General features: G+C 66.4%; 18 protein-coding genes. 9 read left to right on the plus strand and 9 right to left on the minus strand.

What is annotated here, in order from left to right; translation table 11 throughout:
- Nucleotides 1-10 precede the first annotated feature (10 nt).
- A complete protein-coding gene (locus tag C7T96_RS00705) occupies nucleotides 11-6,004 on the minus strand; it encodes a kinesin (RefSeq protein WP_106569260.1) in 5,994 nt (1,997 codons plus the stop codon).
- 272 nt (nucleotides 6,005-6,276) lie between these two features.
- On the opposite strand from C7T96_RS00705, the gene C7T96_RS00710 reads away from it, so the two are divergent.
- From C7T96_RS00710 to C7T96_RS00720, 3 genes are all read left to right on the plus strand, one after another.
- The gene (locus C7T96_RS00710; protein WP_106569261.1) at nucleotides 6,277-6,651 is read left to right on the plus strand and encodes an Hpt domain-containing protein; all 375 of its coding nucleotides are present in this window, start codon (nucleotides 6,277-6,279) and stop codon (nucleotides 6,649-6,651) included.
- Nucleotides 6,652-6,775: 124 nt separating this feature from the next.
- Nucleotides 6,776-7,096 carry a 2Fe-2S iron-sulfur cluster-binding protein gene (locus C7T96_RS00715; RefSeq protein ID WP_106569262.1) on the plus strand — a complete coding sequence of 107 codons (321 nt, stop codon included), beginning with the start codon at nucleotides 6,776-6,778 and terminating at the stop codon, nucleotides 7,094-7,096.
- A 162-nt stretch (nucleotides 7,097-7,258) separates the two neighbouring features.
- Nucleotides 7,259-8,278 carry an NAD(P)/FAD-dependent oxidoreductase gene (locus C7T96_RS00720; RefSeq protein ID WP_106569263.1) on the plus strand — a complete coding sequence of 340 codons (1,020 nt, stop codon included), beginning with the start codon at nucleotides 7,259-7,261 and terminating at the stop codon, nucleotides 8,276-8,278.
- Between the two features lie 25 nt (nucleotides 8,279-8,303).
- Here the strand turns inward: C7T96_RS00720 and C7T96_RS00725 are convergent, their stop codons facing one another.
- Entirely contained in the window at nucleotides 8,304-8,918 is a 615-nt protein-coding gene (locus C7T96_RS00725; protein WP_106569264.1) for a DUF922 domain-containing protein, read from the minus strand.
- A gap of 110 nt (nucleotides 8,919-9,028) precedes the next feature.
- On the opposite strand from C7T96_RS00725, the gene folP reads away from it, so the two are divergent.
- Genes folP through folK form a run of 3 tightly spaced genes read left to right on the plus strand, consistent with a single transcriptional unit; the run spans nucleotide 9,029 to nucleotide 10,761 of the window.
- The gene (folP, locus tag C7T96_RS00730; RefSeq protein WP_106569265.1) at nucleotides 9,029-9,892 is read left to right on the plus strand and encodes a dihydropteroate synthase; all 864 of its coding nucleotides are present in this window, start codon (nucleotides 9,029-9,031) and stop codon (nucleotides 9,890-9,892) included.
- A 10-nt stretch (nucleotides 9,893-9,902) separates the two neighbouring features.
- Nucleotides 9,903-10,262, plus strand: coding sequence for a dihydroneopterin aldolase (gene folB, locus C7T96_RS00735; protein WP_106569266.1), 360 nt, complete (start codon nucleotides 9,903-9,905; stop codon nucleotides 10,260-10,262).
- Nucleotides 10,246-10,761 carry a 2-amino-4-hydroxy-6-hydroxymethyldihydropteridine diphosphokinase gene (gene folK / locus C7T96_RS00740; protein ID WP_106569267.1) on the plus strand — a complete coding sequence of 172 codons (516 nt, stop codon included), beginning with the start codon at nucleotides 10,246-10,248 and terminating at the stop codon, nucleotides 10,759-10,761. Before folB ends, folK begins: the two co-directional genes overlap by 17 nt.
- Nucleotides 10,762-10,864: 103 nt before the next feature.
- Here folK and C7T96_RS00745 read toward each other — a convergent pair whose 3' ends face one another.
- The 4 genes from C7T96_RS00745 to C7T96_RS00760 form a co-directional block, all read right to left on the minus strand.
- On the minus strand, nucleotides 10,865-11,404 hold the full coding sequence (locus C7T96_RS00745; RefSeq protein WP_106569268.1) for a hypothetical protein: 540 nt from the start codon (nucleotides 11,402-11,404) through the stop codon (nucleotides 10,865-10,867).
- Nucleotides 11,405-11,543: 139 nt separating this feature from the next.
- Nucleotides 11,544-12,638 carry a TIGR01620 family protein gene (locus C7T96_RS00750; protein WP_106569269.1) on the minus strand — a complete coding sequence of 365 codons (1,095 nt, stop codon included), beginning with the start codon at nucleotides 12,636-12,638 and terminating at the stop codon, nucleotides 11,544-11,546.
- Nucleotides 12,635-14,098 (minus strand): YcjX family protein, encoded by a 1,464-nt coding sequence (locus C7T96_RS00755; RefSeq protein ID WP_106569270.1) that lies wholly within the window; start codon nucleotides 14,096-14,098, stop codon nucleotides 12,635-12,637. Before C7T96_RS00755 ends, C7T96_RS00750 begins: the two co-directional genes overlap by 4 nt.
- Before the next feature lie 85 nt (nucleotides 14,099-14,183).
- Nucleotides 14,184-14,693, minus strand: coding sequence for a histidine phosphatase family protein (locus tag C7T96_RS00760; RefSeq protein WP_158264277.1), 510 nt, complete (start codon nucleotides 14,691-14,693; stop codon nucleotides 14,184-14,186).
- A gap of 222 nt (nucleotides 14,694-14,915) precedes the next feature.
- On the opposite strand from C7T96_RS00760, the gene dksA reads away from it, so the two are divergent.
- On the plus strand, nucleotides 14,916-15,332 hold the full coding sequence (gene dksA / locus C7T96_RS00765; RefSeq protein ID WP_106569272.1) for an RNA polymerase-binding protein DksA: 417 nt from the start codon (nucleotides 14,916-14,918) through the stop codon (nucleotides 15,330-15,332).
- Between the two features lie 126 nt (nucleotides 15,333-15,458).
- Here the strand turns inward: dksA and C7T96_RS00770 are convergent, their stop codons facing one another.
- Nucleotides 15,459-16,259: a flagellar biosynthetic protein FliO gene (locus C7T96_RS00770; RefSeq protein ID WP_106569924.1), complete on the minus strand. Its 801-nt coding sequence runs from the start codon at nucleotides 16,257-16,259 to the stop codon at nucleotides 15,459-15,461.
- 291 nt (nucleotides 16,260-16,550) lie between these two features.
- On the opposite strand from C7T96_RS00770, the gene C7T96_RS00775 reads away from it, so the two are divergent.
- The gene (locus C7T96_RS00775) at nucleotides 16,551-19,133 is read left to right on the plus strand and encodes a PAS domain-containing sensor histidine kinase (RefSeq protein ID WP_106569273.1); all 2,583 of its coding nucleotides are present in this window, start codon (nucleotides 16,551-16,553) and stop codon (nucleotides 19,131-19,133) included.
- Nucleotides 19,134-19,139: 6 nt separating this feature from the next.
- On the opposite strand, the gene C7T96_RS00780 is transcribed toward C7T96_RS00775, so the two are convergent.
- A complete protein-coding gene (locus C7T96_RS00780) occupies nucleotides 19,140-20,063 on the minus strand; it encodes a pseudouridine-5'-phosphate glycosidase (protein ID WP_106569274.1) in 924 nt (307 codons plus the stop codon).
- Entirely contained in the window at nucleotides 20,060-21,034 is a 975-nt protein-coding gene (locus tag C7T96_RS00785) for a PfkB family carbohydrate kinase (RefSeq protein WP_106569275.1), read from the minus strand. The genes C7T96_RS00780 and C7T96_RS00785 overlap by 4 nt, the downstream gene beginning before the upstream one ends.
- Nucleotides 21,035-21,242: 208 nt before the next feature.
- Between C7T96_RS00785 and C7T96_RS00790 the strand changes: the two genes are divergently transcribed.
- Nucleotides 21,243-22,136 (plus strand): IS1595 family transposase, encoded by an 894-nt coding sequence (locus C7T96_RS00790; RefSeq protein ID WP_106569276.1) that lies wholly within the window; start codon nucleotides 21,243-21,245, stop codon nucleotides 22,134-22,136.
- Nucleotides 22,137-22,350: the final 214 nt, after the last annotated feature.

Below are 22,350 nucleotides of genomic sequence, written 5' to 3' on the forward strand. Positions count from 1 at the left end.
GGGTGCGGTCTTACCGCAGCCGCCCGCTCGCATGGGCGAGCATGGTGTAGACCTTGCCGGTATCGGAGGTCAGGTAGGTCTCGGTCACCATGTTGTCGCGGTCATTGCGCGAGACGTCCTGCAGCAGTTTTTCGAAATCCTCGCAATAGCGGTCGACCGCAGCGCGGAATTCGCCGTCGACCTGATATTTGCGGCGAATCTCGTCAAAGGTCTGCTGGCCTTTCAGCGTGTAGAGCCGGCGCGTGAAGACGTTGCGCTCGCCGCGCCGATAACGCTGCCACAGCTCCACCGAGGCCTCGTGGTCGATGGCGCGGGCGATGTCGACCGACAGCGAGTTGAGCGATTCGACCACGTGCAGCGCCGAGCGCGGCGCGGCGCGCGAGGCGGGCGCAGGCACTTCCTCTTCCTGCGAGGCGCGGCGCAGCAGGTTCTTCACCCAGCCGCCTTCCTGTGCCAGATCGGCCTCGTTGCGCTCGGCGGTATCGGCCTCGGCCGGGTTGATACTGCCGCGCAGGGCCGGCTCGTCAGCGCTGGCGCGTGCGCGCGGCTGTGGGGCCGGGGCAGGCTGGGGCTTGCGCGCGGGCTGCGGTGCGGCCTCGACGGGACGCGGTGCGGGCGCCGGTGCCGGGTCGGGCGAGGTGGCGGGGTCCGACACGTCGTACATGCGTCCCGACTTGGCAACGATATCGGCCAGTTCCTTGAGCGCGGCGATCTGTTCGGACACCGCACGCCGGATCGCGCCGGTCGATTCCTTCGCCTCCTCGGGCATTTCGAGCACCCCGCGCTTGAGTTCGGAGCGGGTTTCCTCCAACTCCGCGCGGATGGCGCCGGCGGTGCTGCGGATTTCCTGCGTGGCGTCGGCAAAGCGCGCGGTCGCCGCGTCGATCACTTCCGAGATCGCGTTGCGGATCTGGTCGGTGGTCGCGATCGTGCGGCCCTCGGCCTTTTCGATGGCGTTTCCGACGACGTTCTCGAACGAACGCATCAGACCCTCGATGTCCTCCGACTTCTTGACCAGGCCGACGGCCAGTTCCTCGAGAGCCTTCTGGCGATCCTCCAGGGTGGAAGTGAGGTTGGACTGGGCCGAGCCGATCAGGTCCTGCGCCTGTGCCAGCAACTTGCTGTGATCGTCGAAGCGGCTGGCGATCCCGGCAATCTCGTTGAGGGTCTGCGAGGACAATTCCGACAGGCGGCCGACATTGGTGTCGATCATGCGCGCCGAACTGGCGAAGGTCTGGGCCGCCTTTTCCGTCGACGCGGCGAAGTTCTGCGTCGCGCCGGTCAGGCGTTCGTCGACCGCGCCGAGATTGCTGGTGGCGCCCTCGATCAAGTCACCAAGCCGACCGTTGGACTGCGACAGGCGATCGAGCAGTTCGTTGACCTTTCCGGCCAGCGTCTCGCGCGCGCCTTCCATGGCCGACAGCGATTCGGCGGTGCGGCTGGCGATGGCGTTGACCAGCGCGGCGTTTTCGCTGCGCAGGCGCTCGGTCGCCTTTTGAGTGGCTGTCTCCAGGCTTTTCTGCAGTTCGCCGCCCGAATCCTCGAAGCTCTTGATCAGCGGCCGCGCCTTTTCGTCGATAATGCGGGCGATATCCGTAGAACGGCTGGCCAGCAGGTCGTTGAGCTCGCGGGTGCGCTCGTCGAGCGTCTTGGCGGCTTCCTCCGTGCGCTGGCCGATATGCTGGTTCACCGCCGAGAAAGTTTCCGCGATCACGTTGGCGCGCGACACCAGCTGGGTCTCGGTCTTGGACACCTGCTCGACCAGCTTTTCGCCGATCCGCTCGGCGCTGCCGGCAAGCCGGTCCTCGGCATTCTGGATCTGGCCGCCGACCTTGCTGACGATCGAATCGGCGCCGTCGCCGAGCCGCTTCTCGACATCGGAAAGCGTCGCGGCGATCTGGTCGGCGCGCTTGGCGAGTTCGCCCGAGGTCTCTTGGGTGCGCTGGACGATGCGCTCGTCGGCCTCCTGGAAGGCGCGCACGATGCCGCCCGAGCGCTCGAGCAGTGTCCTGGCGGAGCTTTCGGCGCGCGCGGCCAGCTTTTCGTCGGCCTGTTCAAACACGCGCGAGATCGCCTCGGCGCGTTCGGTCAATGTCTTCGACGTCTCGCCGGCACGTGCTGCCAGCTTGTCGTCGGCCGCGTCGAAGGCGCTCGACAGGGCAATGGCGCGCTGCGACAGTTTTTCGCCGGTTGCCGCGACGCGCTGGTCGAGATTGCGTCCGGCCTCGTCGAAGGCCTGGGTGACGTCCTCGGCCCGGCCGAGCAGCGTCGTCGCGGTCTGCTCGACCCGCTTGGCGATGCGCTCGTCGGCATCCTCGAAGGCCTTGCCGGCGCCGTCCGAAAGCGCGGCGGTGATCTCGAGAACCTTGTCGCGCAGCGATCCGGCCACGACCATGGCGGTGTTTTCGATCGTGGCGCGGACATTTTCCACGCCGACGTCGAGGGCGCGCTGCATGGTGCCCGTGCGCTCCTCGATCACGCCGGTCTGGCGGCGGAAGGTCTCCTCGATCTTTTCGACGTCGCCGGCGAGCGCATGGGTGATTTCTCCACGGCTGCGCGACAGAAGATCGACATGGGCCTGGACCGCGGCGTCGACCATCGAGCGGGTCTCGGAAAGTTTTTCAAGATCCTGCTCCAGGGCGCGCGCCATGATGTTGCGGCCTTCGGCCAGCTTGCCGACATGCGCCGTCACCGAGGAATCGATGTTGCGATTGGCTTCGGCGAGCTTGTTGAGGTCCTCGTCGAGCGCGCGCGACAATTCGTGGCGGCGGCCGGCGAGGTTTTCGAGGTGTTCGTTGACCACGGAATCGATCAGCGCACGCGTGTCGGAGAGTTTCGACAGGTCGTCCTCGAGCGCCTGGGTCAGCACATTGCGGCCGTCGGCGAGACGGGCGACGTGGTCGGCGATCGCCTGGTCGATCATGCCGCGGGTCTCCGACAGTCGCACCAGGTCGGCCTCGATGGAAGCGGCGACCTGGTCGCGGCCCTCCGACAGCCGGGTCAGCTGTTCGCTGACCATCGCCTCGATGTTCGACCGGGTCGATTCGATCTGCTGCATGTCGGCATCGAGCGCCTGCGACAGGATATTGCGGCCCTCGGCGAGCTTGCCGACATGGGCGGTGACCACGCCGTCGATCTCGGAGCGGGCGTCGGTCAGGCGGGAAAGGTCCTCGTCGAGCGCCTGGCGGAACAGCTTGCGGCGTTCCGACAGCGTGCCGAGATGCTTCATGACCACGCCGTCGATCTCCGCCCGCGTCTCGGAGAGTTTTTGCAGATCCGCGTCGAGCGCGCCGGATATCGTGCTGCGGCCCTCGGCCAGCTTGTCGAGATGGGCTGCGACCGCCTGCTCGACATGGGCGATGTCGCGCTGGACCGTGTCGGTGATCGCGTTGCGGTGCTCGGCCAGCCTGTCGATCTGGGTCTGGACCACCGATTCGATGCCGGACAGGTCGTCCTGCAGCGCCTGGGTGAGGGCGCCGCGGCCCTCGACCAGCCTGTCGACATGTTGCGAAACCACCGAATCGATTTCGGCGCGCGTGTCGGCCAGCCGGCCGAGATCGTCATCAAGCGCCTGACGGAACAGTTTGCGGCCTTCGGCGAGTTTGCCGATATGGCTGACGACCACGCCGTCGATCTCGGCGCGGGCCTCGGTGAGCTGCAGCAGATCGGCCTCCAGCGCCTGGGTCAGCCGCTCGCGGCCGTCGTTCAGCCGTTCGAGCTGACCCGTGACCAGGGCGCCCATCCGCTCGGCCTCGCCTTCGAAGGCCTGCGTCAGCACGGTGCGGTTTTCCGACAGCCTGTCGATCTGGGAGGCAACCACGCCTTCAACGCGGGCGATATCCTCGTCGAGCGCGCGGGTGATCTCGCTGCGGCCCTGCTGGATCTGTTCCAGATGGCCGGACACGACACCGTCGATCTCCGCGCGCGCCTGAGACAGGTGCTGGAGATCGTCGTCGAGCGCCTGGCGGAAGAAGGTGCGGTTTTCCGACAGCTTGTCGATCTGGGTGGCGACCGTCTGCTCGACGCGGGCGATATCCTCGTCGAGCGCGCGGGTGATCTCGGCGCGGCCCTGCTGGAGCTTTTCCAGATGGCCGGAGACGACACCGTCGATTTCGGTGCGGGTCTGCGACAGGTGGGACAGATCGTCGTCGAGCGCCTGGCGGAACAGCTTGCGGCCTTCGGCGATCTTGCCGATATGACCGGCGACCACGCCGTCGATCTCGGTGCGGGCCTCGGCCAGGTGCTGCAGGTCGGAATCGAGCGCGGCGGTGAGCTGCGTGCGGCCTTCGGCCAGCTTGTCGACATAGCCGGACACGACATCGTCGATGCTCGTGCGCTCGCTCTGCAGGCGTTGCAGATCCGCCTCCAGCAGTTCCGACATGCGGTTGCGGCCGGCCTCCAGCTTCTCGCCGAAGGCGGCGGCGCGATCGTCGAGCATGGTCGCGGTCGACTGAACGAGCTCGGACATCTGGCTGCCGACGCGCGCCTTGCCCTCGTCGACGGCGGTCGAGATTTCGTCGCGGCCGGTGCGGAAGGCGTCGGCGAGCTCGCGCGAGCGCTCGGCCAGGGTTTCGTTGATCTGGCGCGCGCGCGCCTCGAGCGCGGCGTTCAGCTTTTCGGCGCCGGTGTCGACCGCCTGGGCCCTGGTCTCGAATTCGCTGATCAGCGACTGGCCGCGCTCGGCCAGCGTGCGCTCGATCTCCTGCAGGCGCCCGTCGAATTCGCGCGTCAGGGTTTCGGTGGACGCGCCCAGCAGCGAAACCATGCCGCTGGTGCGCTCGTCGAGCAGGTCCGACAGCGAGCGCGCCGCCGTCTCGGTCTTTTCGGTCAACGACACGATCCGCTCGTCGAGCAGGCTCGCGAACGCTTCGCCGGACACCGAAATGCGGCTGGCGATGGTTTCGACGCGCTCGTCGATCGCGCCCTGCAGCGTGTCGCCGCGCTCGCCGATCTGCGCGAGTAGCGTCTCGCCGGCGTTGGCTATGGTGGAATTGAGCGTGCCGGAGGCGTTGGAAACCGTGTCCTGGATCAGGTCGCTGGCGCTGTTGAGCTCGTCGCGGATCAGTTCGTGCGCGCCGGCGATCGAGGCTCGCACCCGCTCGGCATGGCTGATGACGGCTTCGCGTTCCGTTCCAAGACCGTCGACCAATAGCCTGATACGCCTTTCATTTTCGGAATAGGCGTTCTCGAGTTCATTGACCTCCGTATGAACCAGCGTTTCCAGCTCGACCGCGCGCGCCAGGGTGCGCTCGATCCCTTCGCCCATCGCCTGAACCTCGCGCCGCACGGCCTGGCTGACCGTCATGATGCGTTCCTGGGACAGGGCCTCGGGGTCGACCAGGCGGAAGGCGACTTCGGTCATCGATTGGGCGGCCAGGCGCATTTCCTGGGCGCGGCGCACCATCGCCGCGAAGGCCCAGAACAGCAGCACCGGAACGACGATGCCGGCGGCGATCGCGATGGCGCCGGGCGTGGCCAGCAATTGGTCGAAACTGCGCACCTGCCAGATAGCGGGGGCGAACAGATAGTGCCCGAGCGCCAGCCCGGCCGCGATCCACAGCACCGACAGCGTCGCAGCCATCCAGTACACGGTACCCGACGGCCGCCGGTTGAGGGTGGCCAGCATGCTGGTGTAGTTTTTCTGGCGGTCGTCATTGGCCGGCGAAAAGGACGGGCGCGCCGCGTTCGCGGCGGTCTCGGGCGTGGCGGGACGCAGATCGGCTCGGGATTTTTGTGCAGCCGCGGGCACGGCTTCCGCCTCGGCCTTGGCAGCAGGGGCCGGCTTTTCCTCGGGTTTCGGCGCGGTGTCGGCCTTCGCGGGCTTTTCGTCGCCGCGGCCTTCCCGCGCCAGTTCCTCGGCGGCGGCCGAAATCTGGGCCTCCAGCTCGGCCATCGAAGCCGAAAGATCGATTTCCTGGTCGTTCAGGTCGAATTCGAGAGAGTCGGCGAGATCCTTTTCGACATCGCTTTCAAGCTTCTTGGTCGTCGTTGTTTTACGCGCCATGCCGCTGGTACCCTGTTATTCAACGTGCGGATCCGCCTCGCGTCCGCACGCTACGCCCCGTATACGCCACACAATTCTGCTGGGCGTATCGTAGTGGCACACAGGGGTAAAGAAAACACGCATTTGTGCGCATACCTAAAAGTTTAAACATAGGGTTAACGCGCCTTCACGGTTTTGGCCCAAAATCGGTCACAAAGCGGCAGTTTCGATTAACCCGTTATCCACGCCCGTGAATTAGGGTTTGGGGTGTTGGGACAGAACGGGTGAAGAGTATGGCGTATCCGAGCGTAGAGGTTGTGCCGTTTGCGATGCCGGGCGGCGAGACATGCGTTCCCTCGCGGCGCCGGCCGGTCGATCTGGTGCATCTGGCCAGGCAGACGATGGGCGACAGGGCGCTCGAGCAGGACGTGTTGTCGATGTTCGTCCAGCAGGCCCAGAGCGTGCGCGAGCAGATCGGCCGCTCCGACGCCGCGCAGCGTCGGTTTCTCGCGCATGGCCTGAAAGGCTCGGCGCGCGGCGTCGGCGCCTTCATCGTGGCCGAGCTGGCCGACGCGCTGGAGACCGATCCGGACGACAAGCGCGCCGTCGACAGGCTTGCCAGGGCGATCGAGGACGTGCGCGATTTCGTCGCTGCGATCAGTCGCTGAGCCGCGTTGCCGCCGCCCGGCCGGCGGGAATAGGCAGGGTCGAGCCACGATGCGAGCACGGCGTGGTTGACACATGCGGTCAAGCGGTTAAGTCGGCAGGTCACTTCCTGTCGGGATCGCCTGCATGACCAAGATCACCTATATCGCGCATGACGGAACGCAGTTCGTTGTCGACGCCGAAGACGGTTCGACCGTGATGGAAAACGCCATCAAGAACGCAGTTCCAGGCATCGAGGCCGAGTGCGGGGGCGCCTGCGCCTGCGCCACCTGCCACGTCTATGTCGACGAGGCCTGGACCGAAACGGTCGGCGAGCCCGAGGCGATGGAAGAAGACATGCTCGACTTCGCCTATGACGTGCGCCCGAATTCGCGGCTATCGTGCCAGATCACGGTGCGGTCCGAACTCGACGGGCTGGTCGTGACGGTGCCGGAACGTCAGGCCTGAGCATCGGCACTTTTCCCGCTTTCGCTCGCATTGCCTCCGCCGTCGCGCGAGCTTTGGCCCGTGCGGAAAAATGAGTTCGCCCCGCAGCGGGAACGGCTTTCCTCGCGGGCCGAACGGCTTTAGCGTGCCGTCGATCCCAGCGGCCGGAGCGCGAGACCAATTATGACCACAAAAACCGACGTTCTCATCATCGGCGCGGGGCCCGTCGGCCTGTTCGCCGTGTTCGAGCTGGGTCTGCTCGACATGAAGTGCCATCTGATCGACATTCTCGACCGTCCGGGCGGCCAGTGCGCCGAGCTCTATCCCGAAAAGCCGATCTACGACATTCCCGCCTGGCCGGTCATTTCGGCCCAGGAACTGGTCGACAAATTGATGGAGCAGATCGCGCCTTTCAAGCCCGGCTTCACCTTCAACCGCATGGTCACCGGCCTGGAACGACTGGAAGAGGGCGGTTTTCGCGTCACCACCGACGAAAACGAGATTTTCGAGGCCAAGGTCGTGGTCATCGCGGCCGGCGGCGGATCGTTTCAGCCCAAGCGCCCGCCGATTCCCGGCATCGAGGCGTTTGAGGGCAAGAGCGTGTTTTATTCCGTGCGGCGGATGGAGGAGTTTCGCGGCCACGACCTGCTGATCGTGGGGGGCGGCGATTCGGCGCTCGACTGGACGCTCAACCTGCAACCGGTCGCCAAAACGCTGACTTTGGTGCATCGGCGTCCGGAATTCCGCGCCGCGCCGGACAGCGTCAACAAGATGTATGCGCTGCAGGAGACGAAGGCGCTCGATTTTCAGGTCGGCCAGGTCAAGGAACTGATCGGCGAGGGCGGCCTGTTGAAGGCCGCCGTGATCAAGGGGCCGGACGGCGATGTCGAGATCGCCTGCACGCGCATGCTGCCGTTCTTCGGCCTGACGATGAAACTGGGGCCGATCGCCGATTGGGGGCTCAATCTGCACGAGAACCTGATCCCGGTCGACACCGAGAAGTTCGAAACCTCCGAGCCCGGCATTTTCGCCATCGGCGACATCAACTGGTATCCGGGCAAGCTTAAGCTGATCCTGTCGGGTTTCCACGAGGCGGCGCTGATGACGCAGGCCGCCAAGCGCATCTGCAACCCCGGCGAACGCGTGGTCTTCCAGTACACGACCTCGTCGACAAGTCTGCAGAAAAAGCTCGGCGTGACCTGAGGCTCCGGCTCCGGACTGCGGCGGCCTATTTCGATCGCCGGCGCTTTTCCATTTGCTGCAGGCGATAGGTCAGAAGTCGCATCATCCGGTCCTCGAAGGTCTTGCCCTCGACACGGTCGAATCGTTCCTGGGCCTCGTCGTGCTTTTGCATGACATAGGCAGTCACGCGGTCGACCTTCTCCTTGAGCGCGGCGCAGTCGCGGCGACGGTCGATGCGCCGCAGCCGCTGTTCGAGCTCGCGCGCGTGTCGCTTGGCGATCTGGACATGGAATTCCTCGTGCCGCTTAATGTCGGCCGACAGCGTGTCCCAGATCAGCCGGGTGTCGCCGTCGGCGCGCCGCCGCTGGACCCAGCGCGGCAGGATGATGCGGGCCGTGACCGAGACGCTGACCTTGTCGACCGCGCACCAACGATCGGTGCTGGCATGGGTCAGCTTGGTGGAAAACTTCATCCGCGTGGCGCCGGGATGGCGTTGGCCGGTGCTTTGGACCTGGGGGCCGCGCTTGGACAGTTCGCTATCGATCTCCTCGAGCGTGCGCCCGCCGATCGAAAAATAGCTGTAGCTGCGCGACACGGTCTGGGCCGCCGCCGCGGTCGTGCCGGCAAGCAGTATCGTCAGGACGAAGACGGACCTTCTCATCGCGGCCGATCCCGGTTAAGGCCAAGGCACGACCATGCGCCAGACCGGCAGGCGGCGCAACTAAAAAGCCGGTGAGCCGCAGGCGCTGCCGGGCCCGGAGAGCAAGGACGATGACCGAGGACGCGATAACGACGGAACCGGTTTTTTGGCCGCTCGCCCACGACCGCGGCCTCACGCTCGGCCCCAAGGCGGTGGTCATGGGCATCGTCAACGTCACGCCGGACAGTTTTTCCGACGGCGGGCTGTTCGCAAACCGCGATGCGGCGCTCGAGGCGGCGCTGGCGATGGAGGCGCAAGGGGCCGCGATCGTCGACATTGGCGGGGAATCGACCAGGCCGGGTGCCGGTGCGGTCGATGCCGAAGCGGAGCAAGCGCGCGTTCTGCCTGTGATCGAGGCTCTGGCGCGCCGCTCCGATGTGTTGATTTCAATCGACACCTATCGTGCGGAAACGGCGCGCAAGGCGATCGCAGCCGGCGCGCATATCGTCAACGATATCTGGGCCTTGCAACGCGATCCTGACATGGCGGCCGCAATCGTTGAGACCGGAGCCGGCGCGGTGCTGATGCATAACAGCCGCGATCGCGCGCTCGAAGCCGACGTCATCGACGACCAGCGTGTCTTCCTGCAGCGCTCGCTTGCCCTCGCGCGTTCGGCCGGGCTCGGCGCGGAGCGCATCGTGCTCGATCCCGGTTTCGGCTTCGGCAAGGAAACGGCGGCGGTCAATCTGGAGCTTGCCGCGCGTTTCGGCGAACTGCACGCGCTTGGGCGGCCTTTGCTCGCCGGCACGTCGCGCAAGCGTTTCATCGGCCACGTCACCGGCCGCGAGCCCGGCGCGCGGGGGGCGGGAACGGCTGCGACCAGCGTTTTTCTGCGCATGAAGGGCGCGGCGGTTTTTCGGGTGCACGACGTCGCAATCAATGTGGATGCGCTGAAGATGGCGGATGCTATGCTGGCCGCCCGCCCGCAACGCTGAGAGCGCCGACATGTATGTCATCCGGCTGAAAAATTGCGCTTTTTTCGCGCGCCACGGCGTACATGACGCCGAGGAGATGCTGGGGCAGCGCTTTTATGTCGACGCCGCCCTGACCGTCGACCCGCAAAAGCCGCTCGACGAGGACGATATCGGCGCCACGGTCGATTACGGCGAGGCGTTTCAGGTGATCGAGGCGATCGTGACCGGAAAACGCCGCTTCCTGATCGAGGCGCTGGCGCGCGATGTCGCCCGCCAGCTTTGCGCGCGCTTTCCGCAGATCAAGCGGGCCGAAATCACCGTCAGGAAGCCCAACGCGCCGGTGCCGGGTGTGCTCGACCATGTGGAGGTGACGCTTGTCTGGCCGCAATGAGGTCCGCGCCTTTCTCGGGCTGGGTGGCAATATTGGCGACCCGCTGACGGCGATGGCGGCGGCGCTGCGTATCGTCGACGCGGATATGTCGACACGCGTGGTGGCGGTTTCCTCGGTCTATCGTACGCCGCCCTGGGGCGTGGTGGCGCAACCGGATTTTCTCAATTGCGTGGCCGAAATTCGCACCACGCTTTCCCCGCGCGCCCTGCTTGAACTGTGTCTGGGGGCCGAGCGGGAATTGAAACGCGTGCGCACCATACCCGGCGGTCCGCGGGTGATCGATGTCGACGTGCTCTGCCATGGCGCCACGACGCTTTGCGAAGACGGGCTCGAACTCCCGCATCCGCGCATGCTGCAACGCGCCTTCGTGTTGATTCCTTTACGGGAAATCGCGCCGGACCTGACCGTCGAGGGGCTCGGCCTCGACCATTATCTCACCCGGGCGGATACCTCCGGCATCAGTGTCGCCGAAGCAGGCGATGCCTGGTGGAAAGGCTGAAAACGCTTCCTGGACGACGGCTTGTTGCGGAGTGGTGCCGGCCGGCGACAACACGCCGGAACCCGGTTTTCTCGACTGAAGGACCCGGTTTACCCGATCGACCCTATCTGCGCGACACGGCTCCGACCGCGGTGGCGTCGACCCGCTTCAGATTCATGCCGATGACCGGCACGAGTTCCTTGTTCACGCGCACCGACACGGTGACGTTCATGGCGTCGTCGCCCTTCATCCGGGCCAGCATGGCGCCGTTGAGCTTGTCGCGGTTGAGCGACATCACGGCGCGCGAGCCATTGACGTTGCCGCCGACTATGTCGAGGCCCTTGCCGCTGGCGCCGTCAAGAAACGTGCCCCGATAGCCCTTGCCGTGGCGCACGATCGAAGCCGACATTTTTTGCGAAAACACGCCCACCCGGCAACTTCCGCCGAGCGTCATCCCGACCTTGCCGGAATGGGCGGTGCCGGTGAGGGTGCAGGTGAATTTCGTGCCTTTGTATTTGCCGGCGACGATCTCGCCGGGGCCGACCCATTCGCCGCGCACCGACTGGAAGAACGTATGATCGCGATCCGCGGCAAGCGCCGTGGCTTGGGAAAGAAACAATGCCGCGGCTGCCGACGGCAAGAGTGTGCGAAGAACACGATTCATCTGGCTACCCGGTCACCGGAATACTGGACGCGACAGCCGATCCTTGCCCCAGAATGGTTAATGCTTTGTCTAGGCCGCGCGCCTTTGTCGCAGAATGCGCAACTCGCGGCCATCTTTCAAGCACCGATTTGGCAGCGTGTCATGACGACGGCGGCTGGTTTTGCGCCTTATCGCCGACCAGCCGGGTCAGCGCGGACAGAAAATCGCCAAGGCCGGGGCGCTTTTGCGCGCGGAAGGGCAGGGGCCTGGCCGCCTCCATCGCCGCGATGCCGATCCTGACCGTCATCATGCCGTTGACCACGCCTTCGCCGAGCTTGGCCGACAGGCGCGCGGCTAGGCCGTGGCCCACAAGCTGCTGGACGAGACTGTCGCCGGCGGCGATCGAACCGGTCACGGCGAGATGGGCAAGCACGGAGCGGGTCAGGCGCAAGAAACCGAGCGTGCCCGGTCGCCCGCCGTAGAGATCGGCGATCCGGCGTACCAGCCGGGCGGTTTCGTAAAGCACGTAGGCAAGGTCGACCAGCGCCCGCGGGCTGACGGCGGTGACCAGCGACACGCGCTTTCCTGCGTCAAGCACCAGTTGGCGCGCGCGCCCGTCGAGCGGGCCCAGCAATTCGGTCTCGGCCAGCGCGATCAGGTCCGGCGCGTCGATGACGTCGTCGCGCAATGCCTCGAGCGCGGTGCGGCCAGCGGCGGTTTCGGGCTTGGCGGCAAGAAAGCCGGAAAGGTCGTCGGTCAGATCGCGTGCCGCCTTGGCGTCGGCGCGCGCCACGACGTCGTCGGCGCGTCTGCGCATGCGCTCGACCGAGGCCAGCCGCATCAAGGCCAGAACTTCGCGCATCAGGATCGCGACGAGCGCGGCGCCGGCGAGCGCGGTCAGGCCGATCGCCGTCCAGCCGAGCCAGTCGGCGCGGGCGAACAGCTCGCGCACCAGGCGGTCGACCCATAGGCCGACGGCGAGCGATATCAGGATGCCGGTGGCGCCTAAAAACAGTGCGGCGAGGCGTGAGCGACGCGGGGCGGGCGGCAGCGGCCGCAGCTCGGCATCGGCGCCATCTTCGAAATAGTCGTTTTCGTCCGGCTTGACGGCGACCAGATCGTCGCCGCGCACGGCGCGCGGCCGGCGCGGTTTTCGGTCTGCGGGCGCGTCGGCCGTCTTGGTCGCCGTGGCCGGCTTGGAGGAGGCCTCGTGCGCCGGCAGGCGGAAGGCGGCGGGTGTGCGCTTTGTGTTCATGCCAGCCGGTCTCCGAGCAGGAATTGCAGGGCCCGGTCGAGCCGGATATGCGGCAGGACCAGCGACAGACCGTCGGCGGAGCGCTCCAGGCGCGGGGGGCGGAAACGCACGAAGCGCAACGCCTCGACCGGTGTCGTGTCGGCCGCCGCGTCGAACAACGGGCCGATATCGTCCGGCAGGTCGCCGGGAAAGACCGCGGTTTCGCTCTCGCCGTCGAATGTTTCCTTGCCGATGGTCTCGCCGGCCAGCGGCGTGCCGATGATCACCGGCAAATCCTCGCGTCCCTGCCGGACCGTGCCTTCGCGGGTCGCTCGCAAGGCGGCCATGGCGACGGCGTCGATCTCGGCACCGGTCAGCCGAGCCCTGGCCACGGCCCGGTCGGCGAGCCGGCGTACGATCGCCTGCAGCCGGTCGTGGGTTTCGTGGTGCAGGTGGTCCGCCTTGGTGGCGGCGACCAGGATACGGTCGATACGGCGCGTCAGCAGGTCGGTGACGAGATTGCCGCGCCCCGGCCGGAAGCAGGACAGGATGTCGGTCAGCGCGCGCTCGAGGTCGGCGAGCGCGGCCGGTCCGGCATTGAGCGCCTGCAGCGCGTCGACCAGCACGATCTGCCGGTCGAGCCGGGTGATGTGCTCGCGAAAGAACGGTTTGACGACATGGGTCTTGTAGGCCTCGAACCGGCGCTCCATCATCGCGTAGAGCGAGCCGGGGCGGGTGCGGCCGGTCTTTTCCTGCGGCAGCGGCGCGAAGGTGAGCGCCGGCGAGCCGTCGAGGTCGCCAGGCATCAGCAGGCGGCCGGGCGGCAGGGTGGAGAGCGCGCGGCTGTCTTCCTTGCAGGCTCTCAGATAGGCGGCGAAACGGTCGGCCAGCGCCTTGGCCGTCATCTCGTCGGCATCGGCATTCGGATCGACCGCGTTCGCCGCGGCCAGCCAGTCGGCGGCGAGATCGGCGCGCACCGGCAGCGTGGCCAGTTCGCGCGATTCGCGGCAGAAAGCGGCGTAATTCTTGCCGAGCAGCGGCAGGTCGAGCAGCCATTCGCCGGGATAGTCGACAATATCGACCGACAATTGGCCGCGCGAGAACATGCGTCCCCAGGCCGAGGCCGATTCATAAGCGATCGTCAGGCGCAGTTCCGAGATCGCGCGGGTCGATTCGGGCCAGCGGCGCTCCTTCACCAGGGCGTCGATATGCTCCTCGTACTGGAAGCGCGGCACGGCGTCGTCGGGCTGTTCCTCCAGAAAGGCACGCGCGATGCGCCCGGTTTTCTGCGCCTCGAACAGCGGCAGTCTCCCGCCATGGATCAGATTGTGCACCAGCGAGGAAATGAAGACCGTCTTGCCGGCTCGCGACAGGCCGGTCACGCCGAGCCTGATAGTCGGGGAAACGATGCCGGCGGCGCGGCTGGCGAGCGTGTCGAGCGCGATCAGCGCCTCGTCTGCATAGGTTGTCAGGGACGCCAAATCGCCTCCGTGCGGTTGGGCTCAAACCTCATCGATATAGGCGGCGCGGCTGCGAATTGGAATGGAGCGGCGGCCCGGCGCGCGCTCATGCCCGCTCGGGCGTCAGGAAGGCGTCGAGCCGCGCGTCGGCGGCCGATGCCTCGAACAGCGGCTTGGCGAAGGAAAACACCGCCAGCCCGGCAGTCGGAAAGCCGCGAGCCAGGCGCTGGCGGGCCTCCTCGTCGCCGTGCCGGGCAAAGGCGAAGGCCAGTTCCTCGATCATCGGATTGTGGCCGATGATCAAAAGCGCGTCGGCGTCGCCATTGTTGCGCATGATGGTCAGATAGGCGCCGGGATCCGACCCGTAGAGGGAGCCTGACATCAGGGCCTGGCCGGGCTTGTACCCAAGCGCCGTGGCCACGCCCTGCCAGGTCTCGAGCGCCCGGCGTGCCGGCGAGCATACGACGACGCTCGGCACGTGACCGCCCGCGCGCATCGCCGCGCCGATCGCGACGGCCTGGTCACGGCCGTCCTCGGTCAGGGCGCGGTCGTAATCGCGCCCGCCCGGTTCGGCCCAGGCCGCTTTGGCGTGGCGCAGCAGAAAGAGGCGGCTCATCGTGGTCTCCCCGTCCGGCGCCACACGCACCGTATCCGATCCCGTTCCTAAGGCATCCGCCATGGCCGGCGCAATATCGCCGCGTGCGCCGGTACCGTGTCCTCCCGGCGCCGGCAGGCTGTAATCGGCTCTGACAAAGACGTGATTTCTCCGACCTTTGTGCTTGTGCCGTCAAATTCGCCCGAATATATAAGCGCCGGTTCATTGTGCGGGGTGACTCGAATGAGTGGAACCAAAGAACAGAACTACGTCCCTTCCGAGGACGAGCCGTTCATGAACGAGCGGCAAAAGACCTATTTCAGGACCAAGCTGATCTCCTGGAAGAACGATATTCTGCGGGAAGCACGCGAGACCCTGGAATCGCTGCAGCAGGAAAACGCCAACCATCCCGATCTCGCCGACCGCGCGTCGTCGGAAACCGACCGGGCGATCGAATTGCGCGCTCGCGACCGCCAGCGCAAGCTGATCTCCAAGATCGACGCGGCCCTGCAGCGCATCGATGACGGCACCTACGGCTATTGCGAGGAAACCGGCGAACCGATCTCGCTCAAGCGTCTCGACGCGCGGCCGATCGCGACCTTGTCGATCGAGGCGCAGGAGCGGCACGAGCGGCGCGAAAAAGTCTATCGCGACGATTGAACCGGCCTTCAGGCGGCAGGATGGAATGAGGCGGCTGACGAGGCCGTCTTTTTTCATGTTCGTTTGACGGTCTGCCGGGCGGGCTTCGAGCGGCCGGCCGCGGCGCGCGCTCGCCGTTTGCGAACTCTATTTGTCGTCGCGTGAAAGCTCGCCGAGCAGTTTTGACATTTCGTCGTCGAGCGAGCCGTCCTTGGCCCGTGCTTTCGGAGCGTCCGCGCTCAGCGACTGGTTGAGTTCGCGCAGCAGCGCGTCGTCAAGGTCGCTGTCGTCGTGCGGGGCCGGTGCCGGTTTGGGGGTCGGTTTGGGCGCCGGCGCCGCAACGGGCGCGGCCGGTGCCGGCGTTGCGGGGCGAACCGGCGCCGGCTGGGGCCTGGGAGCGGCGGCAGGCTCCGGCTGGCGCCAGGCGGGAGCCTGTTTGGCGGCCGGCGCTGCGGGCGGCGGGGATGCCGGTCGGGCAGGCGGCGGTGCTGCGGGGCGCGCCGGGTGAGCGGGGCGTTCCGGGCTCCGCAAGCTTGAAAACGGCCGGGTCAGGGCCGCGTCTGCCTTGCCCGGCGCCGGCTGCGGTTGCTGCGGCGGGGCCTGGCGCGCCGGCGCTTCGGCCTCGTCGGTGATCGACCGCGAGGCCTTGTGGATCATGCGGATATCTTGTTCGACGACGATGTCGCTCGTGCCGCCGATCAGGATGAGGTGTTCCACGTCGTCGCGCCGCACCAGCACCAGGCGGCGGCGCGTGTCGATCGCGGTGGCGTCCATGACGGCGAGCCTGGCCTTGCGGTTGCGCCCACCGGCGATGAAGGTCCCCGCCGTTATGCCGCGCAGAAGGCGCAGGGCGATCAGCACGATGACGATGATGACGAGGGCCAACAGGACCCATCCGACCAGCGGTGCGTATTGAGGTCCGATCATCCCTTCCAGCCATGCCGTCATTGCCGATTCCTTTCCCCGCGTTTTGGTGGCGAACACTAAAACGTTTCATGTGTAAATGGAAACGTCTCGGGCGCCGTTTGCGGCAGATATCGGCCGCCGGCGGGGGTGCCGGCACGCGGCAGTCCAACTTCGGCGCCGCGCGCAACGCCGCGCCCGCATTGCAGACGGGCAAAGCCGCCCTGCGAGGCCGGAATTTGCCGGCAAGCGGGCGGACGGGCTTTCGCCTGCGCGCAGAATGTGATTCATACCGGTCGGGTTCAATCGACAGGAATCGGGCAGGACGGAGCGGCAATGGCAGGAGAAGGCCGGGGGAAGGGCTATCCCGACCCGATCGTCGACCAGAATGCGCGCCCGGGCACCATTGCCCGTCTGGTCGTCTTCATCGTTGTCCTGATTTGCGCCGCCTTCTTGTTCGTGCTCATGCGCGACCGTTTCGGCGATCCGTTTCTGCTCGGCATGCTCGGCGTGCTAGCGATGATCGGCATCGGCTATCTGTTCGCCACCGCGATCGGCTTCGTGCAGATCGCGCCGCGCTCCAGCGGCGACGAACTGGCCAAGGCCTATGTCGATTCTATGCCGCAAGGGCTTATCGTCAGCGACCTGAAGGGGCGGGTCTGCTACGCCAACCGCGCCTATGCCGATCTGACCGGCGCCAGTTCGGCCGCCGACGTGCGTTCTGTGGAGGGGTTGCTGTCCGACAATCCCGATGCCGCGCCGGTGGTGGAACGCATCGCCTCGGCGCTGCGCGACGGGCAGAGCGGCGAGGGCGAGTTCCGCATGTCGCAGTCGATAAGGCCGGGCTCGGAGCCGGGTGCGCGCTGGTATCGCGCCAGGGCGCGCAGCTTTGCCGCGCCGACCCAGCGCCAGCCTTTGTTGTCCTGGCAGATCGAGGATATTTCTGCCGAGCGTGCCGAACAGGAACGCTTCTTTCTCGACCTCCAGCAGGCGATCGACCATCTCGACCACGCCCCCGCCGGGTTCTTTTCCACCGACGCTGACGACCGCGTGACCTATGTCAACGCCACGCTTGCCGAATGGCTGGGCATCGACCTGGCCAGTTTCACGCCCGGATCCGTCACCTTGCCGGAAATCGTCGCCGGCGACGGCATGGCGCTGATCCGCTCGGTGAAGGCGGAGCCGGGCTCGGTGCGCAATGCCGTCATCGATCTCGATTTGTTGACGGGCGGCGGCGAGGCGCTGCCGGTGCGTTTCATGCACAAGACCATGGCCAGTCGCGACGGCGTGCCCGGCGCGAGCCGCACCATCGTGCTCAATCGCGCGAAGGGCGAGGACGCGACCGCCGATTTGCGCGCCTCGGAGGTGCGCTTCACGCGTTTCTTCAACTCCACCCCGATGGCGATCGCCGGCGTCGACGGCAAGGGCCGCATCCTGCGCACCAACGCGCCCTTCCTGTCGTTGTTCGGATCGGTCGTCGACCGCGCCTCGGTCGAACGCAAGCTGCGTCTGGAAACCGTCATCCACGAGCGCGACCGTTCGGCCTTTGCCGCCGCGCTGGAAAAGGCCAAGCTGCGCCAGGCCGATATCGCCCCCATCGACACCGTTCTGCCCGGCGACGACGAGCGCCACATGCGCTTTTACGTCAACGCCGTGGCCGATGCGGGCGAGGATGCGGAGGAGGCGGCGATCGTCTACGCCGTGGAGACCACCGAGCAGAAGGCGCTCGAGGCGCAGATGGCCCAGGGCCAGAAAATGCAGGCGGTCGGTCAGCTCGCCGGCGGTATCGCGCATGATTTCAACAACGTGCTGACGGCCATCATCATGGCCTCGGATCTGCTGCTGACCAATCACCGCCCATCGGACCCGTCTTTTCCCGACATCATGAACATCAAGCAGAACGCCAACCGCGCCGCCTCGCTGGTGCGGCAGCTTTTGGCGTTTTCGCGGCGCCAGACGCTGCGGCCGGAAGTGATGAGCCTGACCGACGTGTTGGCCGATTTGCGCATGCTGTTGGCACGGCTGATCGGCAACGAGATCAAGCTCAAGATAGAGCATGGCCGCGACCTGTGGCCGGTGCGCGTCGATCTCGGCCAGTTCGAGCAGGTGATCGTCAATCTCACCGTCAACGCCCGCGACGCCATGCCCGACGGCGGCGAACTGACGGTGCGCACCCGCAATTGCGCGACCGAGGACTGCGCGGGGCTGCCCTATCGCGAGCTCGCGCCGGCGGACTATGTGCTGGTCGAGGTCGAGGACACCGGCACCGGTATCCCCGCCGACGCGCTGAAGAAGATTTTCGAGCCGTTCTTCACCACCAAGGAGGTCGGCAAGGGCACCGGGCTCGGCCTGTCGATGGTCTACGGCATCATCAAGCAGACCGGCGGTTTCATCTTCTGCGATTCGCAGGAGGGAGACGGCACGACGTTCCGCATCTTCCTGCCGCGCCATGTCGAGGTCAGCGCGGATGGCACGGCCGAGGCAGCCGCGGCCGAAAAGACGGCGGACGCCCCGGCCGCGGCCGTCCCGCAAAAGGACCTTTCCGGAACGGCAACGGTGCTGTTGGTGGAGGACGAGGACGCCGTGCGCATGGGCGGCATGCGCGCGCTCACCTCGCGCGGCTACACCGTGCACGAGGCGACCTCGGGCCTCGAGGCGCTGGAGATCTTCAAGGAACTGGACGGCAAGGTCGACATCGTCGTGTCCGACGTGGTGATGCCGGAAATGGACGGGCCGACGCTGCTTGGCGAACTGCTCAAGCTGCAGCCCGACATCCGTTTCATCTTCGTTTCCGGCTATGCCGAGGACGCGTTTGCCAAGAACCTGCCCGAGGAAGCCAAGTTCGGCTTTTTGCCGAAACCGTTTTCGCTCAAGCAGTTGGCGACCGTGGTCAAGGAGATGCTGGAAAACGGCGAGTGAGGCCGGCTATCCGGCACGCGCCGCGGCGATGCGCGCGGCCAGCCGGGCGTTATTCTCCACCAGCGCGATATTGGTGGCCAGGCTGCGTCCGTCGGTCAGTTTCAGGATGCGTTCGAGCAGGAACGGGGTGACGGCCTTGCCCGACACCCTTTCGGCTTCGGCGGCCTCTTGGGCGGCGGCGATGAACCCCGCCATCTCGTCTGCCGGGATCTCGTGTTCGGCCGGAACCGGATTGGCGACCAGCATGCCGCCGCCGAGCCCGAGCGCGCCGCGGGTCTTAAAAAACCGCGCGATCGCCTCCGGCGTGTCGAGCCGCAGCGGTGCGGGATGCGGCGAGCGGCGCGACCAGAAGGCCGGCATCGTGTCGCTGCCATAGGCGACCACCGGCACGCCGCGGCTTTCCAGCACTTCCAGCGTCTTGTCGATGTCGAGGATCGCCTTGGCGCCGGCCGAGACCACGATGACCGGTGTGCGGGCGAGCTCGTCGAGATCGGCGGAGATGTCGAAACTGGTCTCGGCGCCCTTGTGCACGCCGCCGATGCCGCCGGTGGCGAACACCGTGATGCCGGCCAGGGCCGCGCCGATCATGGTGGCGGCGACCGTGGTGCCGCCGGTCCGGCGCTGGCTCACGGCAAAGGCGAGGTCGGCGCGCGACAGCTTCATCGCGTCGCCGGTCTTGGCGAGCGTGGTGCGCTCCTGCGGCGAGAGGCCGATCTTGAGCCGCCCGTCGATGACGGCGATCGTGGCCGGCACCGCGCCCTCGGCTTCGATGATGGCTTCGACATTGGCCGCCATCTCGTCGTTCTGCGGATAGGGCATGCCGTGGGTGATGATGGTGCTTTCGAGCGCGACCACCGGCTTGCGGGCGGCGAGCGCGTCCGCCACCGGTTGGGCGATGTCGACGAGGGCCTGGGCGCTATGCGGGATCATGGGCAAACCGTTCTGTCTTGCGGGAGGGGAAGGAAAGCGGGCGCCGGCACGCGCGCCAGCGTCTGTGCGAAGGTTTGGTCGTCGTGATCGGCAATCGCAGCGGCACTTTCCAGGCACAGCACGGCGGCGGCAACGCCCCGGCGCAAGGCCTCGGCGAACGGAATTTTCGCCGTCAGGCTCTCGACCATCGTGCCGGCAAGGGCGTCGCCGGCGCCGGTGACGTCGGCAATCCGGCGCGGCGGCGGCGGCGTCAGGCGGTAGAACGCCTCGTCGTCGAAGGCGATGAGTTCGCCGCCGCCGGCCGTCACCACCGCGCGTGCAAGGCCGGCCGTGCGCAGGGCCGCGACCAGCGCCTGCGGCGGCGCGGTCGCCGCGGTCGCCGTCAGCGCCGCCGCCTCGCGCCGGTTCATGAACAGGCCGGCCAGCCGGTCGGCGACCGGGGCCAGGCGGCCGACCTTGGCCGGCGAGATCGCGATCGCGTAAAGCGGGCTGGCGCCGGCAAGGCCGGCGAGCCGGTCGAGCGCGGCGGTCGAAAGGTTGGCGTCGCACAAAACCGCGTCGGCGTCCGCCACGGCCGCGCGTGCGCCCGAGCGGCGTAATTGCCTGTCGAAGGCGGCGTCGTAAAGCGCCATGTCGGCGAGCGCGGCGACCACGTCGCCGTCGGCGTCGAGGATCGCAGTGTAGCTGGCCGTCGTGCGGTCGAGATAGACGGCCGACAGATCCGCGATGCCGGCAGCCGCGATCGCGGCCGCCACGGCTTCGCCGGCCGCATCGCCGCCGCGCGCCGACATCAGCGCGACACGGGCGCCGCGGCCGGCCATGACGCGTGCGGCGTTGAAGACGCCGCCGCCGACCTCCTCGCGCATCGTGCCGGGATTGGAGGCTCCGGGCACGAACGGGCCTGCGACCCGGCCGCGCCGGTCGATATGGGCGCCGCCGACGGCAAGGATTGTGCGGGAAGCTGAAGGCATCGTGGCGCCGGACTGGGAAGAAAAGACGGGCCGGCGCGCGGCCGGCGTGGCGACATTACCGGCCGGGATTTGCGCTGGCAACGGGGCCGGCCGAATCGGCCCCGCCGACCCTCGGACGGGGCCGCAAAACCGTGGGAGAGGGGATACATCCGCTGTGGTGCGAATGTATCCCCTTGAAACATGTAGGGCGAATCCCTATATTCGGAGCATGAGCAAGAAACCCAAAGCCCCGACACTCAAAGATTTCCTCGCACAGTTCCCCGACGATGATTCGTGCCTCGATCATCTGATGGCTACCCGCTACGGAAAGCGCCACGAATGCGCCAAGTGCGGCAGGCTCGCCAACTTCCATCGCGTGAGGTCGCGCCGCTGCTACGAATGCGATTTCTGCGGCTATCAGGTCTATCCGACTGCAGGGACGCCGTTCGAAAACACCCGCACATCCCTGCGGGACTGGTTCCACGTCATGTTCATGTTCACGACTTCCCGCAACGGCGTGTCCGCCAAGGAAGTCCAGCGCACCATCGGCGTGACGTACAAGACCGCTTGGCGCATGTGCAACCTGATCCGCCAGTACATGGGCTATGTCGATGGCGACAACAGCCTCGGCGGCCCCGGTAGCGGCATTGTCGAGGCCGACAAGGCCTTCTTCGGTGGCTATGACAAGCGCGGCGAAGATGACAAGTCAGTAGTGCTTGGCATCATCGAACGCGGCGGCGAAGTCGTTACCCGCGTTCTTCCCGGTAAGGGCCGCCGTCACGTCCTGCCCGCAATCTTCAAATGGGTTCGCCCCGGTTCGCGCATCGCTACCGATGAAGCCGGTGCCTTCCGTGAGCTGTCGGAACTTGGCTATCAGCACGGCACAATCAACCATGCTGAAAAGCAATACGTGTCAGGCGAGGTTCACACCAACAACATCGAAGCGTTCTGGTCGCACGTTAAGCGGTCTATGTGCGGGACTTACGTTTCGGTGTCGAAGAAGTGGCTCCAGACCTATCTTTGGGAATTCGAGTTCCGCCAGAACCTTCGGAAGCAGCCGCATTTGATGCTGGACCTGCTTTTGCAGTCTTTCCCCCGTCCCGGACCAAAGGCGGACGCGTGAGCATAGCCTTTAGGAGACGGTCGAAGCGGTCATAGGCGCCAGCCGTCATTGCGCTCCATCCCCCTGATATTCAATTTCGCATACGAAATGTCCGTTGCTCGCCCCCTCAGGAACTCTCAAAATATAAAAGTGAGGGCTACTTATAGATTTATTCCCTCGCTTTACTCTAATCTTAAATTTAACTTTTTTCCTATCGGGGGGTATCGGGTATGGT

The sequence above is a fragment of the Nitratireductor sp. StC3 genome (assembly GCF_003015025.1).
Lineage (GTDB): Bacteria > Pseudomonadota > Alphaproteobacteria > Rhizobiales > Rhizobiaceae > Mangrovimarina > Mangrovimarina alexandrii.